10 protein-coding genes are annotated in these 14,987 nt (G+C 72.2%); 6 read left to right on the top strand and 4 right to left on the bottom strand.

Features of this window, described 5'->3' with window-relative positions; all coding sequences use genetic code 11:
- Positions 1-165: 165 nt before the first annotated feature.
- The 4 genes from rsgA to ACJ9NR_RS30365 form a co-directional block, all read right to left on the bottom strand.
- Positions 166-1,266, bottom strand: a complete 1,101-nt coding sequence (gene rsgA / locus ACJ9NR_RS30380; RefSeq protein ID WP_412491536.1) for a ribosome small subunit-dependent GTPase A — start codon at positions 1,264-1,266, stop codon at positions 166-168.
- Between the two features lie 209 nt (positions 1,267-1,475).
- The gene (locus ACJ9NR_RS30375; protein ID WP_412491537.1) at positions 1,476-2,972 is read right to left on the bottom strand and encodes a cellulose binding domain-containing protein; all 1,497 of its coding nucleotides are present in this window, start codon (positions 2,970-2,972) and stop codon (positions 1,476-1,478) included.
- Positions 2,973-3,215: 243 nt separating this feature from the next.
- Complete coding sequence (locus ACJ9NR_RS30370; protein ID WP_412491538.1) at positions 3,216-4,553, bottom strand: radical SAM protein; 1,338 nt, start codon at positions 4,551-4,553, stop codon at positions 3,216-3,218.
- Positions 4,554-4,723: 170 nt separating this feature from the next.
- Entirely contained in the window at positions 4,724-5,731 is a 1,008-nt protein-coding gene (locus tag ACJ9NR_RS30365) for a hydroxyacid dehydrogenase (protein WP_412491539.1), read from the bottom strand.
- Positions 5,732-5,875: 144 nt separating this feature from the next.
- Between ACJ9NR_RS30365 and ACJ9NR_RS30360 the strand changes: the two genes are divergently transcribed.
- The 6 genes from ACJ9NR_RS30360 (at position 5,876) to ACJ9NR_RS30335 (ending at position 14,893) form a co-directional block, all read left to right on the top strand.
- Positions 5,876-7,129, top strand: coding sequence for a D-arabinono-1,4-lactone oxidase (locus tag ACJ9NR_RS30360; protein ID WP_412491540.1), 1,254 nt, complete (start codon positions 5,876-5,878; stop codon positions 7,127-7,129).
- Positions 7,130-7,322: 193 nt separating this feature from the next.
- Positions 7,323-8,570: an ROK family transcriptional regulator gene (locus ACJ9NR_RS30355; protein ID WP_412491541.1), complete on the top strand. Its 1,248-nt coding sequence runs from the start codon at positions 7,323-7,325 to the stop codon at positions 8,568-8,570.
- Positions 8,571-8,859: 289 nt separating this feature from the next.
- Positions 8,860-10,125, top strand: a complete 1,266-nt coding sequence (locus tag ACJ9NR_RS30350) for an ABC transporter substrate-binding protein (protein WP_412491542.1) — start codon at positions 8,860-8,862, stop codon at positions 10,123-10,125.
- 20 nt (positions 10,126-10,145) lie between these two features.
- The gene (locus tag ACJ9NR_RS30345) at positions 10,146-11,111 is read left to right on the top strand and encodes a carbohydrate ABC transporter permease (RefSeq protein ID WP_412491543.1); all 966 of its coding nucleotides are present in this window, start codon (positions 10,146-10,148) and stop codon (positions 11,109-11,111) included.
- Positions 11,108-11,983 carry a carbohydrate ABC transporter permease gene (locus tag ACJ9NR_RS30340; protein WP_412491544.1) on the top strand — a complete coding sequence of 292 codons (876 nt, stop codon included), beginning with the start codon at positions 11,108-11,110 and terminating at the stop codon, positions 11,981-11,983. The genes ACJ9NR_RS30345 and ACJ9NR_RS30340 overlap by 4 nt, the downstream gene beginning before the upstream one ends.
- Before the next feature lie 36 nt (positions 11,984-12,019).
- Positions 12,020-14,893 carry a glycoside hydrolase family 2 TIM barrel-domain containing protein gene (locus ACJ9NR_RS30335; protein ID WP_412491545.1) on the top strand — a complete coding sequence of 958 codons (2,874 nt, stop codon included), beginning with the start codon at positions 12,020-12,022 and terminating at the stop codon, positions 14,891-14,893.
- Positions 14,894-14,987 lie beyond the last annotated feature (94 nt).

The raw sequence follows: 14,987 nt of genomic DNA, 5'->3' as shown, positions 1-14,987 counted from the left end.
CACGCCCGCGCGGGCGGGGCGAGCCTCGCGGCCGGCGACGACGGCACCGCAACCGGCAGACGGCAAGCGGCAGACGGCGCCGCAATCGTCAGCCGGCAGACAGCAGACGGCAGACAGCAGACAGCAGACGGCAGACGGTCAGCCGTGGTGCCTGCGGCGGCGCGCTCAGCGCCGGCGGCCGCGCTTGAGGTCCATCGCCGCCCTTCCCTCCGCCCCCTTCCGCTTCCAGTCCCGCCGCAGCTCCGCACGGACCCGCGCGTCGGTCTTCGCGACGATCCACTGGTTCTCCCGCATCAGCTTGCGGTAGCTCTCCAGGCGGCGGACCGGCAGGTCACCGGAGTCGACGGCGGCCAGCACGGCACAGTCCGGCTCGCCGGCGTGGGCGCAGTCGTGGAAGCGGCACCGCCGCGCCAGGTCCTCGATCTCGGCGAAGACCTGCCCGACGCCGCTCTCGGCGTCCCACAGGCCGACACCGCGCAGGCCGGGCGTGTCGATGAGGACGCCCCCGCCCGGCAGGGCGAGCAGGTTGCGGGTGGTCGTCGTGTGGCGTCCCTTGCCGTCGGCGTCGCGGATGGCCCGCACCTCCATCACCTCGGTGCCGAGGAGCGCGTTGGCGAGCGTCGACTTGCCCGCGCCCGACTGGCCGAGCAGCACCGACGTACCGCCGGAGACGGTCGCGACCAGGACGTCGAGCCCGTCCCCGTCCACGGCGCTGGTCGCCGCCACCGGCACGCCCGGCGCCGACAGCTCGACGTCCCGCACCAGGTGCGCGCGCGTGGCCGGGTCCGGCACGAGGTCGGCCTTGGTGAGCACGACGAGCGGTTGCGCGCCGGACTCCCAGGCCAGGGCCAGGAAGCGCTCGACGCGCCCGAGGTCGAGCTCGGCGGCGAGCGACACGGCGACGATCGCGTGGTCGACGTTGGCGGCGAGGATCTGCCCCTCGGACCGCTTGGAGGAGGTGGAGCGCACGAAGGCGGTACGGCGCGGCAGACACGTGCGGACGTAGCGGGGGTTGCCGCCCGGTTCGACGGCGACCCAGTCGCCGGTGCACACGACGCGCATCGGGTCGTGCGGGGTGACGAACGCGGTGTCGGCCCGAACGACCCCGCCGGCGGTGACCACGTCGCACTGACCGCGGTCGACCCGGACCACCCGGCCGGGCAGCAGTCCTTCGGTGTCGTAGGGGGCGAACTCGTCCGCCCATGCCTCGTCCCAGCCGTAGGGGGCGAGCGCGGAGAAAACGGAAGCAGCGGAGCTGGAAGTCAAGGGAGGGCCCTTCGAAGGGCGGCCCCGGCGAGGTGAGAGGTCGTCAGCCGGTGGCCACGGAGGTGGACTTGATGATCTGGATGCGGGCAGCGCTCATCGCAATGACAGCCATCGGTCGACACCTCCTCGGTCGCACTCACGTGGCGGAACGGCGGTGGGAGGCCGCCGTGGGAACCGCCGCAACAGTAGCCCGCCGCGACGGTGGCCCGTCAACCGGTTTTCGCGCAGGCACGGCCGTTCAGCGTGAAGCCGTACGGGGGCGAGTTCGTCCCGCTCCAGGAGGCGAGGAACCCGAAGGTCAGGGTGGCGCCCGCGGTGACCGACCTGTTGTAGTCGGCGGCGGTCGCCGTCACCCGGGAGCCGTTCTGGGCGACGTTCGCGTCCCACATCTGGCCGACCCGCTGGCCGTCGCGGAAGGACCAGGCGACCTGCCAGCCGTCGAGCGCGTCGGCGGTGGTGACGGAGACGGTGGCCTGGAAGCCGTCGGGCCACTGGTTGTCCAGGTGGTAGCTGACCTCGCAGCCGGCCGGCTCGCTCCTGCCGGGCACCGGCTTGCCCGCGGCGGTGGAGGAGGAGGTGCCCTGGGGTTCGGGGTCCGTGTTCCTGTCCTTGCCGCGGGTCCCGGTGCTCTCGCGGGTCTTCGTCGCCGTGGGGGACGGCGTCGGCGAGGCGGCCGGCGACGTGCCGGGGGCGGGCAGGGACGGGGCCGGGGCCGCGACCGGCGAGCTGTCGGCCGGGGTGTCGCCGCGGGCGGCGTCGTCGTCCGCGGAGCCGAACGGCATCAGCGACACGGCCAGCGCGAGCAGCGAGACGACCACGGCGGTGACGAGGAGACCGCCGCGCACCACACGCGCACGGTCGGTGCCGCTCTTGGGCCCGCCGCCCTCGGCGTCGGCGCGCTCCGGGCGCCCGGCCCCGAGGCGCACCTCGGCCGCGCGGCGGCGGCGTTCCAGATAGGCGAGGCCGCCCCAGCCGATGACGCCGCCGGCGAGGGCCGCGGACAGTCCGCCGCCCTGCGGGCGCAGACAGGCGGCGGCCTCCGCGCAGTCCACGCAGGTGGCCAGGTGCCGGGAGAGGTCCGGCGGGACGTCGGCGGCGGGCGAGCGGGTGACCGCGTCGAGCAGGCGGGCGTAGCTGCGGCACTGCGCGTCCATCGGCGTGTCGATGTGGGCGCGGTGGCAGCGGTCCCTGAACAGGCCGCGCACCTGGGCGAGTTCGTCGCTCACCAGGTCCGGGTCGAGGCCGAGCCGGCGGGCGACCACCGGCAGCGGCAGCGCCTCCACCTCGGCCAGCCACAGCAGCGCCGCGTCCGGCTCCTGAAGGTCGCGCAGGGCGCGCAGGGCCAGCGGGCGGCGCAGCGGAAGTCCGGTGTAGCGGGCGGCCTTCTCCGAGTTGAGCCACAGCCGCAGGTCCGGGTCGAGGTCGGACCCCCGCCCGCCGGACTCCCAGTCCGTCGCCGCGGTGCGTACGGCGGTCAGCAGCAGCGGGATCACGGGCAGCCGGGACCGGCGGCGGCCGCCGCCGCGGACGGCGTCGCCGTCGGCCGCGCGGACCTCGCGGATACCGAGCGCGAACGCCTCCGTGGCCAGCTGCGTCGCCGCGGCCGAACCGGCGGTGCACAGGTCCGCGTAGGAAAGCACCGCGTCCCAGCACTCGGAGAACAGCGCTGCCTCGGCGGCGTCCTTCGGGGTCGGCAGGTCGGGCATGGGTCTCCTGCATCCAGAAGCAAGGTCAACTCACCATGAGGGCGATGAAGTTGGGGGGCCTCGCGGCAGGGCAGGAGCCTTTCACGTTCTTCTCACAACTGACAAGCGCCGTGTTCAGTTGTCCTGACAGACACCTGCGGAACCTGCCGCGGGGCACGACTCCGGCCTCATGTACGCAAGCTCATGTACGCAAGGAGACCACGCTTCGACTCACCGTGCCCGGAGTTCACCCGGACCTCCGGCTCACACCTCCGCGGTCTCCGCGCTCTCCGCCGCCTCACGCGCCGGAAGGCTGTCCATGAAGGAGCTGACGGAGAAGACGGCGCGGCCGGGACCGGGCGGGCCGTAGCCGGGGGGCGAGGACAGGCCGAAGTCGTCCATGGTCCGGCGATAGGCCTGCAGCAGCCGGATGTGGTACTCCAGCGGGGCGCCCTGCGGGTTGGCCTTGCCGAGCGGGGTGGTCGGCTCCGGGCACCAGGTGGTGAAGCGGGGCGTGATGCCGTGCGACATGAAGAAGCGCAGGCCCTCGGTGGTCGACTCGATGGCCTCGTCCACCGTCGTGAAACCGAAGGGCTCGGCCATCTCCACCCCCGCCACGAAGTTGGGGATGACGTTGCGCGCGCCGAAGACCTCGGCCGAGTCCAGGATCCGCCTGTGCCACTCGTCGCGGCCGACGTAGCGCTCCTTGCCCGGGCAGTACAGCTCGAACAGACGGCGGTCCCACACCTCGTAGTTGGGGTGGTAGATCTGCACGCCGTGGTCCTTGAAGCGCTGTACGTCGTCGCGCGGCAGCGCCTGGGCGACGACCTTGCCGATCCAGCGGCCCGGGAAGCGCTCCTCGATGGCCTTGGCGTAGTGCCCGTAGAAGTCGGCCTCGTCCCGCCCGGCGACGGTCCTGGTGATCGCGCCGCCGGTCAGCGTGTACGCGGTGGAGGCCTTCGCCGTGTCGTAGCGGTCGATGATCTCCAGTGCCTCCAGGACCTCCTCAACGTCCTTGACGCCGGTGTAGGGCCGCCCGGCCGCCTTGTGCTGGCGCCAGTTGTGGTTGATGTCGCAGTACTGGCACTCCTCCTTGGCGCCGAAGTACTGGCAGACGCGGAAGACGGTGAGGTAGATCAGATAGCCCCACTGGATGGTCGGGGCGACCTCCATGACCGACTTCCCGTTGGACAGGGTGTGCCGGTAGTACTCGGGCATGGGCGGCACGCCGACGTCCGCGATGCGCCTGCCGTCGAGGTAGAGGCCGAGCATGCCGTCCTCGCCGGCCGCGACCCGGTACGGCGAGGAGGGGTTCACGCGCACGGAGACGACGGTCCGGCGCAGGTCGTACGGGCCGCCGGTGAGGATGATCTCCTCCGGCGGGCGCCGCAGCGCGGCCTCGCCCAGCTCCGGCAGGGTCCCGTGGTCGAAGGAGAAGATGAAGTACGACTTCGGCTTGACCTCGCCGGACTCGTTGTCGCTCAGCGCGGACGGGTCGAAGGCCACGCCTCCTCGCAGCAGGTCCTCCTTGAAGACGGCCTCCCGCGGCACGTGCGGGAAGCGCTCCATCAGATCCTCGACCAGTGCGGTACGGCTGCCCATCCCCACTCCTCTCCCGGCCTCTTCCGGCTCGGACGTTCGACTCCTCACGGTATGCCTTCACCCGCACGTCGGCCGTGCCGGGTCCCCCCGCGGCGCACGGGGCGCCCACGGGACGGTCACCGCGGGTGCCCAGGTTCACGCGATCCGCGGGTGCGAAACCCGCGCCCCGCTCAGGCCTCGCGCTCCAGCACCGCCGGATCCACCCCGTGGGCCGGCGGCTCCCCCGCCACCAGCCGCGCCGCCTCCTGGGCGACCACGCTGCCGAGTCGGGAGACCTCGTTGCCCTGCGAGCCGGCCAGGTGCGGGGTGACGAAGGCGTTCGGCAGGTCGTACAGGGGCGAGTCGGGGGGCAGCGGCTCGGGGTCGGTGACGTCGAGGACGGCGGTGAGGCGCCCCGTGCGCAGTTCGGCGATCAGGGCCTCGTGGTCGACCAGGTGGCCCCGCGCGGTGTTGATCAGGACGGCGCCGTCGGGCATCAGGGCCAGTTCGCGGCGGCCGATCAGACGGCGGGTGCGCGGGGTCGCCGGGGCGTGCAGCGTCACGATGTCCGAACCGCGCAGCAGGTCGTCCAGGGACAGCAGCGGCACGCCGAGGGCGGCGGCCGACGCCTCGTCCACGTACGGGTCGGTCAGGCTGGGCCGCAGGTCGAAGGGGCGCAGCAGCTGAAGCAGGCGGCGGCCGATGCGGGAGGCGCCGACGACGCCCACCCGGCGGCCGTGGTTGCCGATGCCGGGGACGATCTCCCAGCCGGGGAAGACCCGCCCGGTGCGCAGCCGGTCGCGGGCGCCGAGGACGTCCTTGCCGGCCAGCAGGATCATGGCGAGGGTGTACTCGGCGACCGGGACCGCGTTGGCGGCGGCCGCCGAGGAGACCGCGATGCCGCGCCGCCACACCTCGGGCGTGACGAAGCCCTTGACCGAGCCGGCCGAGTGCAGCACCGCGCGCAGCCCGGGCGCCGCGTCGAGGGCGGCTCCGTCCAGGCGGGGGCAGCCCCAGCCGGTGACGAGGATCTCGGTGCGGGCCAGCACGTCGCGCAGCGCGGGGTCGGCGAAGTCCCGGACCACCCGGGCGGGATCGATGTCCACGGACTCACGCAGCCGCGCCAGCACCCGGGGCGGGAACACCCGCGGAACGTTCTCGGGGGTCATGGCGAACAGCGCCTGGGGACGCTCGGGCAACGGCGTGTCCTTCCGCAGGGCGGCACGAGGACCCCGGCGGCACGAAGACCGGGGGCACGGTGACCACGTGGAAAACGCTCTCTAAGGTAGGCGGGTGCGGATGAGAGGGTCAATGCGCACACACTCCGAGGAGGGGCGGCACGCATGACGGACACGGTCACCAACTGGGCGGGCAACATCACCTATGCGGCCAAGGAGGTGCAGCGCCCGCACTCGCTCGACGCGCTGCGTGCCCTGGTGGCCCGGAGCACGGCGGTGCGCGTGCTGGGCAGCGGGCACTCCTTCAACAAGATCGCCGAGCCGGGTCCGGAGGGGGTCCTGCTCTCGATCGCCGGACTGCCGCCGGTGCTCGACGTGGACACCGCGGCCCGCACGGTACGGGTCTCGGGCGGCGTCCGGTACGCGGAACTGGCCCGCGCGGTGCACGCGCACGGGCTCGCCCTGCCCAACATGGCGTCGCTGCCCCACATCTCCGTCGCCGGTTCGGTCGCGACCGGCACCCACGGCTCGGGGGTGGCCAACGGCTCGCTCGCGTCGGCCGTACGGGAGGTGGAGCTGGTCGTGGCGGACGCGTCGACGCTGCGGATCGGGCGCGGCGACGAACGCTTCGACGGGGCCGTGACCTCGCTGGGCGCGCTGGGCGTCGTGACCGCCCTGACCCTGGACCTGGAGCCGGCCTACGAGGTCGAGCAGCATCTGCACACCGGACTCCCGCTGGACGGGCTGGACTCCGGGACCTTCGGGACGATCATGGCGTCGGCGTACAGCGTCAGCCTGTTCACCGACTGGCGTGCGCCGGGCTTCCGTCAGGTGTGGCGCAAGCGGCGTACCGACCAGCCGCTGCCGGACTTCCCGTGGGCCCCGCCCGCGACCGAGAAGCTGCACCCGGTGCCGGGCATGCCGGCGGTCAACTGCACCGAGCAGTTCGGCCGGCCCGGCCCCTGGCACGAGCGACTGCCCCATTTCCGCGCCGAGTTCGTTCCCAGCAGCGGTGCCGAGCTGCAGTCGGAGTACCTGCTGCCCACGTCCCACGGCCTCGACGCGCTGCACGCGCTCGACGCGGTCCGCGCGACGCTCGCACCGGTGCTGCAGACCTGCGAGGTGCGGACCGTGGCCGCCGACCGCCAGTGGCTGAGCCCGGCGTACGGGCGGGACACCGTGGCGCTGCACTTCACCTGGGTCGAGGACACCGAGGCCGTGCTGCCGGTGGTGCGGCGGCTGGAGGAGGCGCTGGACCCCTTCGGGGCGCGGCCGCACTGGGGCAAGGTGTTCACCCTGCCGGCGCCCGCGGTGCGGGGGCTGTACCCGCGGCTGGCGGACTTCCGGGCGCTGGCGCGGGCGCTGGACCCGGCGGGTAAGTTCGCGAACACGTTCGTGCGGGACGTGCTCGACGGCTGATCCCCGCCACGGAGCTCGCGCGGGCACGTGATCCACGCCACGGACCCCGCGCGGGCGCGCCGCGCGCGGGCCGTCTCCCGCACGCGGGGGTCCCAGGGCTTTCCCGAACCCCTTTCCTAAGGCCTTGTCGAAAGCCTCCCGCAGGCCATAGCCTTGCGCCGCGCCGGGGAGCGCCGGCAGTGAGGGGACGTCGATGAAGCGGGGCACATCACGGGACATCCGCACCGCGAACCGGTATGAGGTGCTGCGTCAGATCATCGCCCGCTCCCCCACCTCACGGCAGGAGCTGGCGGCGGCGACCGGGCTGAGCCTGGCGACGGTCGCCACGCTCGTCGGCGAGCTGCTCGAACTGCGGATGATCACCGAGGTCGGCTTCGAGGACTCGGCGGGCGGCCGCCCCCGGGGCCTCGTCGCCGTCAACGCCTCGGGGGGCGCGCTGATCGGCGTGGACATCGCGGAGACGTACGTCCACGTCGAGCTGTTCGACCTGGCGCTGAACGTCCTGGCCCGCGCCGAGGAGGATGTCCGCCCCGGCGAGAGCCTCCCCGGGCAGGTGGTCGGTCATGTCGCCGCCGCCGTCGGCTCGGTGGTCGCCCAGGCCGGGATCGAGGGCGCCCGGGTGCTCGGCGCCGGGGTGAGCGTCCCGGGACAGGTGGACCGCGCGACCGGCTTCGCGGAGTACGCGCCCAACTGGAACTGGCACGACGTGCCGCTGCTGGACCTGCTCACCGAGCACATCGCCTACCCGCTGTACCTGGACAACCCGCTGCGCGCGTCCGCGGTGGCCGAGCTGTGGTTCGGGGCGGCGCGCGGGCACGGCGACGCCGTGGTGGTCAACCTCGGCACCGGTGTGGGCGCCGGACTCGTCCTGGGCGGCGCCCTGCACCGGGGCGTAAGCAACAGCGCGGGCGAGTGGGGCCACACCACGATCGTCCTGGACGGCCGGCTGTGCCGGTGCGGCAGGAACGGCTGCGTGGAGGCATATGTCGGCGCGTCCGGGATCATGCTGACTCTGCGGGAGCTGAGCCCGGACGGCCCGCTGCTGCACACCGAGGACCAGACGGCCACCGTCGACGCGCTGGCGCGGGGGCTGCGCGCCGGCGACCCGGTCGCGGTGAAGGTGGTCCGCGACACCGTCAAGTACCTCGGCGCCGGGATCGCCGACCTGGTCAACCTGTTCAACCCCGAGGTGGTCGTGCTCAGCAGCTGGGTCGCGACCGCCCTCGGCGACCCGCTGATCGCCGAGGTGCGCGAGGCCGTCGCCCGGCACGCGCTGCCGCGGCCGATGGCCGCCACCGAGATCGTCCTCTCCCCCATCCCCACCGACCCGGTGTGCCTGGGCGCGGCCACGTTCGCGCTGGAAGGGGCGCTGCAGTCCGTCGGGCAGCGCGGCGCCCGACGGACCGCAGCCGCCAGGAGCCGTACGGCACCGCCTTCGTGACGAAGGAAGGGACGCGCATGACCGACCCGCACCGCGGCTGACCGTTCCTGACGCCGTAGCCGGCCTGCACCGTACGAGGGCCGCCGGGGCCACCGGCCCGGCGGCCCCAACCCCGTGCGCCCTCACCCTGTTCGGCATCCCGAACCGCGTGCAACGCTTCGAGCAGACTTCGTCCAACCCCTTGCCGAAGGATTGGCCGAAGAATAACGTCCCCGCACCGCACCGCAATTCGAGCCACGTCGCGCTGAAGCCGTGGAGCCGCAGCCGCAATCGAGACAAGGACGTCAGCATGTCGGCAATGAGCAACAGCAACTGGTCCCGCCGATCCCTCTTCCGCGCCGCCGCGGGCATGGCGGCCGCCGGCACGCTCGCCGCGTGCGGCGGCAACAACGGCCGCGGCGGCGGCTCGGGTTCGGGCAAGCAGCTCGTGCAGTACTTCCACGCGTACGGCGAGGCGGGGACGGAGCAGGCCATCAAGCGGTACGCGGCGGCTTACCACGGCGCGCACGTCAGCACCCAGTGGATCACCGGGTCGAACTTCGAGAGCAAGCTCTTCGCGAGCCTGCTCACGGACAACGCGCCGGACCTGTTCGAGTTCCACCCGCAGTACCAGCTCATCAAGAGCGGTCAGGTGGCCGACCTGACCGACATCATCGAGCCGGTCAAGGACGACTTCAACCAGGCGGACATCGCCTCGCACACGATGGACGGCAAGACATACGGCATCCGCATGATCGACGACCCGCAGTTCTTCTTCTACCGGAAGTCGATGCTGGAGAAGGCGAACATCGAGCCGCCCACCACCCTGGACGAGCTGATCGCCGCCGCCGCCAAGCTCACCACCAGCAAGGTCAAGGGCCTGTTCCTCGGCAACGACCTGCACGCCGTCATCCAGCCGCTGTTCTACGCGGCCGGCGCCGACACCCTCGACGACAAGAACCGGATCGCCTACCACACGGACGGGGTCGTCACGGGCCTGAAGGGGCTGCGCAAGCTGTTCACCAGCGGCGACCTCCTCCTCGACGCCCCGGCCGACTTCTGGGACCCGTCCGCGCTCAACCAGGGCCTGTGCGCCATCCAGTGGTGCGGCATGTGGGCCATGCCGCAGTTCCAGAAGACGCTCGGCGACGACCTCGGCATCATGCCGTTCCCGAAGGTCGGCGACGCCGGCAGGCCGGCCGTCTACAACGGCGGCTGGTCGATGTTCGTCAACGCCAAGGGCAAGAACGTCGACGCGGCCAAGGAGTACGTCAAGTGGCTGTGGATCGACCAGAAGAAGTACCAGGAGGACTGGGCCCTGTCCTACGGGTTCCACATCCCGCCGCGCACCTCCATCGCCCGGTCCGCCACCAAGCTGAAGACGGGTCTGCCGGCCGAGGGCGTGAAGCTGTTCAACGACTACGGCCACTTCGACCGGATCGGCTGGACCCAGGCCATGATCACCGCGACCGAGAACGTCTTCGCGGACTGCGTCCGCAAGGGCGGGGACCCGGAGGCCGCCCTCGACAAGGCCGACAAGACGGTCGACGCCGAGCTGAAGAAGCTGTTCGGTTAGGCCACCGGACGGACCACGACATGTCGACGACCACCACGCGCGGCCTCGCCAGCCCCGCCCCGGCCAAGGCCTCCCCGGCCCGGCCGAGGCGCGGGCTGCGCGGCAGCCGCACCTTCAACTTCTGGCTCTTCACCAGCCCGTTCCTCATCGGGCTGATCGTCTTCGTCTACGTTCCCATCGGCTGGAGCGTCTACCTCAGCTTCTTCGAGGCGCGCTTCACCGTCACGCCCAGCGACTTCGTCGGCCTGGGCAACTACCGGGAGCTGCTGTCGGACGGCCGCTTCACCAGCTCGCTCGTCACCTTCACCGTGTTCGCCGTGTTCATCGTGCCCACCACGTGGGCGGTCTCGCTGGGGCTGGCGCTGCTGGTGAACCGGCTGCGGTTCATGCGGGCCTTCTACCGGTCGGTGTTCTTCCTGCCGACGGCGTGCAGCTACGTCGCCGCCTCGCTGGTCTGGAAGATGTCGATCTTCAACGGGGTTCGCTTCGGTCTGGCGAACACCGTCCTCGGCCTGTTCGGCGTGGACAACATCGCCTGGCTCGCCAACCCCGACCCGCCGTGGTACTGGCTGGTCATCATCACCGCCCGGCTGTGGCTGCAGTCCGGCTTCTACATGATCCTGTTCCTGGCCGCGCTGCAGAACATCCCGCGGGAGCTGTACGAGGCCGCCGCCATCGACGGCGCCAAGCGGGGCTGGCAGACGTTCTGGTACATCACGCTGCCGCAGCTGCGGGCCACCTCCACGGCCGTGATCCTGCTGCTGATCGTGGCCGCGTACCAGGCGTTCGACGAGTTCTTCAACCTGCTGTCCAGGACGACCTGGGGGCGCCCGCCGCTCGTCGAGCTCTACTACACCGCCCTCGGGCAGGACCAGAACTACGGCAAGGGCAGCGCCGGCGCGGTGATCCTGACGCTGCTGATCTGCGTCGTCACCCTGTTCCAGGGCCGGATCATGGGCTTCGGAAGGGGTGAGGAGTCCAAGTGACCACGACCGCACCCGAGGCCGGAAGGCCACGCCGCGCCAGGCGGGGCGGCGCAGTGATGAGCTCCACCGGTCTCTACGTCGCCACGAGCATCGCAGCCGTCCTGTTCCTGGTCCCCTTCTACATCCTGATCCGCAACGCCCTGTCCACCGATCCCGAGATCACCGGCGAGAACTGGAAGTTCTTCCCCACCCACATCCAGTGGGGCAACGTCACCGAGCCGTTCCGCGACGTGACGGTCGACTTCGGGCAGTCGATGGTGAACTCGCTGATCGTGGCCGTCCTGCACACCGCCGGCACCCTGCTGGTCTGCTCACTGGCCGGCTACGGCCTGGCCCGCATCCCCTACCGGCACGCCAACAAGGTCTTCTACGGCGTGCTGTTCACCCTGATGGTGCCGACCGCCGTCACCTTCGTCCCGAGCTTCGTGCTGGTGTCGTCCCTCGGCTGGGTGGACAGTTACCGGGGCCTCATCGTCCCGGGCCTGTTCACCGGCTTCACCTGCTTCCTGTTCCGGCAGTACTTCCTGGGGTTCCCCAAGGAGCTGGAGGAGGCGGCACGGGTGGACGGGCTCGGGTACTGGGGCGCCTACTGGCGCGTCGTCGTCCCGAACTCGCTGAACTTCTTCGCGGCCATCGCCACCATCACCTTCATCAGCGGCTGGAACTCGTTCCTGTGGCCGCTGGTCATCGGCCAGGACCCCAGCGCCTGGACCGTGCAGGTCGCGCTGTCGTCGTACATGACCAACCAGACGGTCAACTACCACCTGATCTTCATGGCCACGGCCATCTCCATCCTGCCCCTGCTGTTCGTCTTCCTCTTCCTCCAGCGCTGGCTGGTGCAGGGGATCGCGCAGACCGGCATCAAGGGCTGACACCCTCCACTGCCTGCACCCGACGCCTGGAGACCGATGTCTTTCCGTACGACCACGGCCAGTACCTACGTCGAGGACGTCTCCCCGGGCGACGGGGCCCTGCCGCCCCGCGCCTGGTACGCGTCCTCGGACGCGAAGTCCCTCTCGCTGAACGGCGGCTGGCGGCTGCGTGTGTCGCCGACCGCCGACGCCGAGGACGACTCGTTCGCCGAGCCCGGGTTCGACGCCGGGGACTGGGCCGAGGTCACGGTCCCCGGCCACTGGGTCCTGCAGGGCGGGGGCGCCTTCGGCCGGCCCGTCTACACCAACCATCTCTACCCCTTCCCGGTCGACCCGCCGCGCGTGCCGACGGAGAACCCGACCGGCGACCACCTGCGCGTCTTCGACCTGCCAAAGGACTGGCCGGACCGCTCCGACGGCGGTGCGGTGATCCGCTTCGACGGGGTGGAGTCCTGCGCCCGCGTCTGGCTCAACGGCACGGTCCTCGGCGAGTTCAAGGGCTCCCGGCTGCCACACGAGTTCGCGGCCGGGCACCTGCTGAAGCCGAGCGGCAACGTGCTGGCCGTCCGCGTGCACCAGTGGTCGGCCGGCTCCTACCTGGAGGACCAGGACCAGTGGTGGCTGCCGGGCATCTTCCGTGACGTGACGCTGCTGCACCGCCCGGCCGGCAGCGCACGCGACTTCTTCGTGCACGCCTCCTACGACCACCTCACCGGCGAGGGCACCCTGCGCGTCGACTCCGACGTCGACGGGCGGGTGTCCGTGCCCGCCCTGGACATCGATGTCGAGACCGGCACGCCGGTGACGGTGCCCGTCGAGGCGTGGACCGCCGAGACGCCGAGGCTCTACGACGGCGTGCTCGTCACCGGGGGTGAGCGGGTGCCGCTGCGCATCGGCTTCCGGACCGTCGTCCTCGAGGACGGCCTCATCAAGGTCAACGGCAGGCCGCTGCTCTTCCGGGGCGTCAACCGCCACGAGTGGCACCCCGAGCGGGGGCGCGCCCTCGACCCGGAGACCATGCGCGAGGACGTGCTGCTGATGAAGCGGCACAACGTCAACGCCGTGCGCACCTCGCACTACCCGCCGCACCCGGCCTTCCTCGACCTGTGCGACGAGTACGGCCTGTGGGTCGTCGACGAGTGCGACCTGGAGACCCACGGCTTCACCGAACAGGCCTGGCGCGACAACCCGGTCGACGACGACCGCTGGACCCCGGCCCTCCTCGACCGCGCCGCGCGGATGGTCGAGCGCGACAAGAACCACCCGTCGGTGGTCGTCTGGTCGCTCGGCAACGAGGCCGGCACCGGGCGCGGGCTGACCGCCATGGCCGAGTGGATCCGCGGCCGCGACTCCGCACGTCTCGTGCACTACGAGGGCGACGTCGACTGCCGTGACACGGACGTCTATTCACGGATGTACGCCGACCACGGCGAGGTCGAGAGGATCGGCCGGCGGCTCGACGGCGGTACCCGCCGGCGACGCGAACTGCCCTTCGTCCTCTGCGAGTACGGACACGCCATGGGCAACGGTCCGGGCGGTCTCGCCGACTACCAGCGGCTGTTCGAGGCGCACGACCGGCTCCAGGGCGGCTTCGTCTGGGAGTGGATCGACCACGGCATCACCCACCCCGAGCTGGGTTTCGCCTACGGCGGCGACTTCGGCGAGGAGCTGCACGACGGCAACTTCGTCTGCGACGGCCTGCTCTTCCCGGACCGGCGGCCCTCCCCCGGCCTGCTGGAGTTCAAGAAGGTCCTCGAGCCGGTCGGGATCGAGGGCGTGGGCTCCGGCGCCGTGCGCATCACCGACAAGCGCGACTTCGCCGACCTCAGCGACCTCGCCTTCGAGTGGTCGTACCAGGTGGACGGGGAGACGGTCGGGACGGGCCCGCTGCCGGTGCCGGCGCTCGCGCCCGGCGAGTGGGCCGAGGTGAAGCTGCCGGAGCCGCCCGTGCGGGCGCACGGCGCCGAGGCGGGATGGACGGTACGGGCGCTGCTCGCGGCGGACACCGCCTGGGGGCCGAGGGGGCACGAGGTCGCGTGGGGGCAGGTGCCCGTGGCCGCACGGCCGTCGCCCGTCCTCGCGGCGACCGCCCGGCCGGTGCTCGCGGACCGGGTCATCACCCTCGGCCCGGCCTCCTTCGACGCCCGCACCGGCGCGCTGCGGGCCGTCGGCGGGGTCGAGGTGCAGGGCCCGCGGCTGGACGTGTGGCGGGCGCCCACCGACAACGACGCGGGCGCCGAGTGGCAGTCCGGGACCCGCTGGGCTGCGGTCTGGCGCACCTGCGGCCTGCACCGCATGCGGCACCGCCTCGACGCCGTGGACATCGGCGACGACGCGCTGAGCGTGCGGATGCGGGTGGCGCCGGCCGCCCGGGAGTGCGGTCTGTGCACGGTGCTGCGCTGGACCTCGGACGGCGACCGGCTGAGGCTGACCGTGTCCGTGGAGCCGGACGGCGAGTGGACCATGCCGCTGCCGCGCCTCGGCGTGCGCCTCGGGCTGCCGCGGGCCGACGCCGTGCGGTGGTTCGGCGGCGGTCCCGGCGAGGCGTATCCCGACACCGGGTCAGCCGCGCGCCTGGGCCGCTGGGAGTCCACCGTGGACGGGCTGCAGACGCCGTACGTACGTCCGCAGGAGAACGGCGCGCGCGCCGGTGTCCGCTGGGCGGAGATCGGCGGGCTGCGCATCGAGGGCGACCCGGAGTTCTTCCTCAGCGCCCGGCGCTGGACGAGCGAGCAGCTGGACGCGGCCGCGCACCTGACCGACCTCGTGCCCGGCGACACGGTCTGGGTCAACCTCGACCACGGCCTGCACGGCATCGGTTCGGCCTCCTGCGGCCCGGGCGTGCTGCCGCGGTACCGGCTGGCGGCCGAACCGGCCGAGTTCTCCTTCGTCTTCACGGAGACCGGCTGAGCGCGGCGGTCCCCGGAGCGCGCGGCCGGCCGGCGCCTCACCCGGCCGGCGGTGCCCTCCGGTCGCGGCCGGCCGCGGTGAACGCGTCCCGCAC

The organism is Streptomyces sediminimaris (genome assembly GCF_047049295.1).
Taxonomy (GTDB): domain Bacteria; phylum Actinomycetota; class Actinomycetes; order Streptomycetales; family Streptomycetaceae; genus Streptomyces; species Streptomyces sediminimaris.
This window is presented reverse-complemented; position numbering and strand designations above follow the sequence as displayed.

Excerpts from the sequence above, each read along its gene's own strand:
- ACJ9NR_RS30355 (WP_412491541.1), top strand. The coding sequence starts at position 7,323 with ATGAAGCGGGGCACATCACGGGACATCCGCACCGCGAACCGGTATGAG.
- ACJ9NR_RS30360 (WP_412491540.1), top strand. The coding sequence starts at position 5,876 with ATGACGGACACGGTCACCAACTGGGCGGGCAACATCACCTATGCGGCC.
- ACJ9NR_RS30335 (WP_412491545.1), top strand. The coding sequence starts at position 12,020 with ATGTCTTTCCGTACGACCACGGCCAGTACCTACGTCGAGGACGTCTCC.
- ACJ9NR_RS30350 (WP_412491542.1), top strand. The coding sequence starts at position 8,860 with ATGTCGGCAATGAGCAACAGCAACTGGTCCCGCCGATCCCTCTTCCGC.
- ACJ9NR_RS30345 (WP_412491543.1), top strand. The coding sequence starts at position 10,146 with ATGTCGACGACCACCACGCGCGGCCTCGCCAGCCCCGCCCCGGCCAAG.
- ACJ9NR_RS30370 (WP_412491538.1), bottom strand. The coding sequence starts at position 4,553 with ATGGGCAGCCGTACCGCACTGGTCGAGGATCTGATGGAGCGCTTCCCG.
- ACJ9NR_RS30375 (WP_412491537.1), bottom strand. The coding sequence starts at position 2,972 with ATGCCCGACCTGCCGACCCCGAAGGACGCCGCCGAGGCAGCGCTGTTC.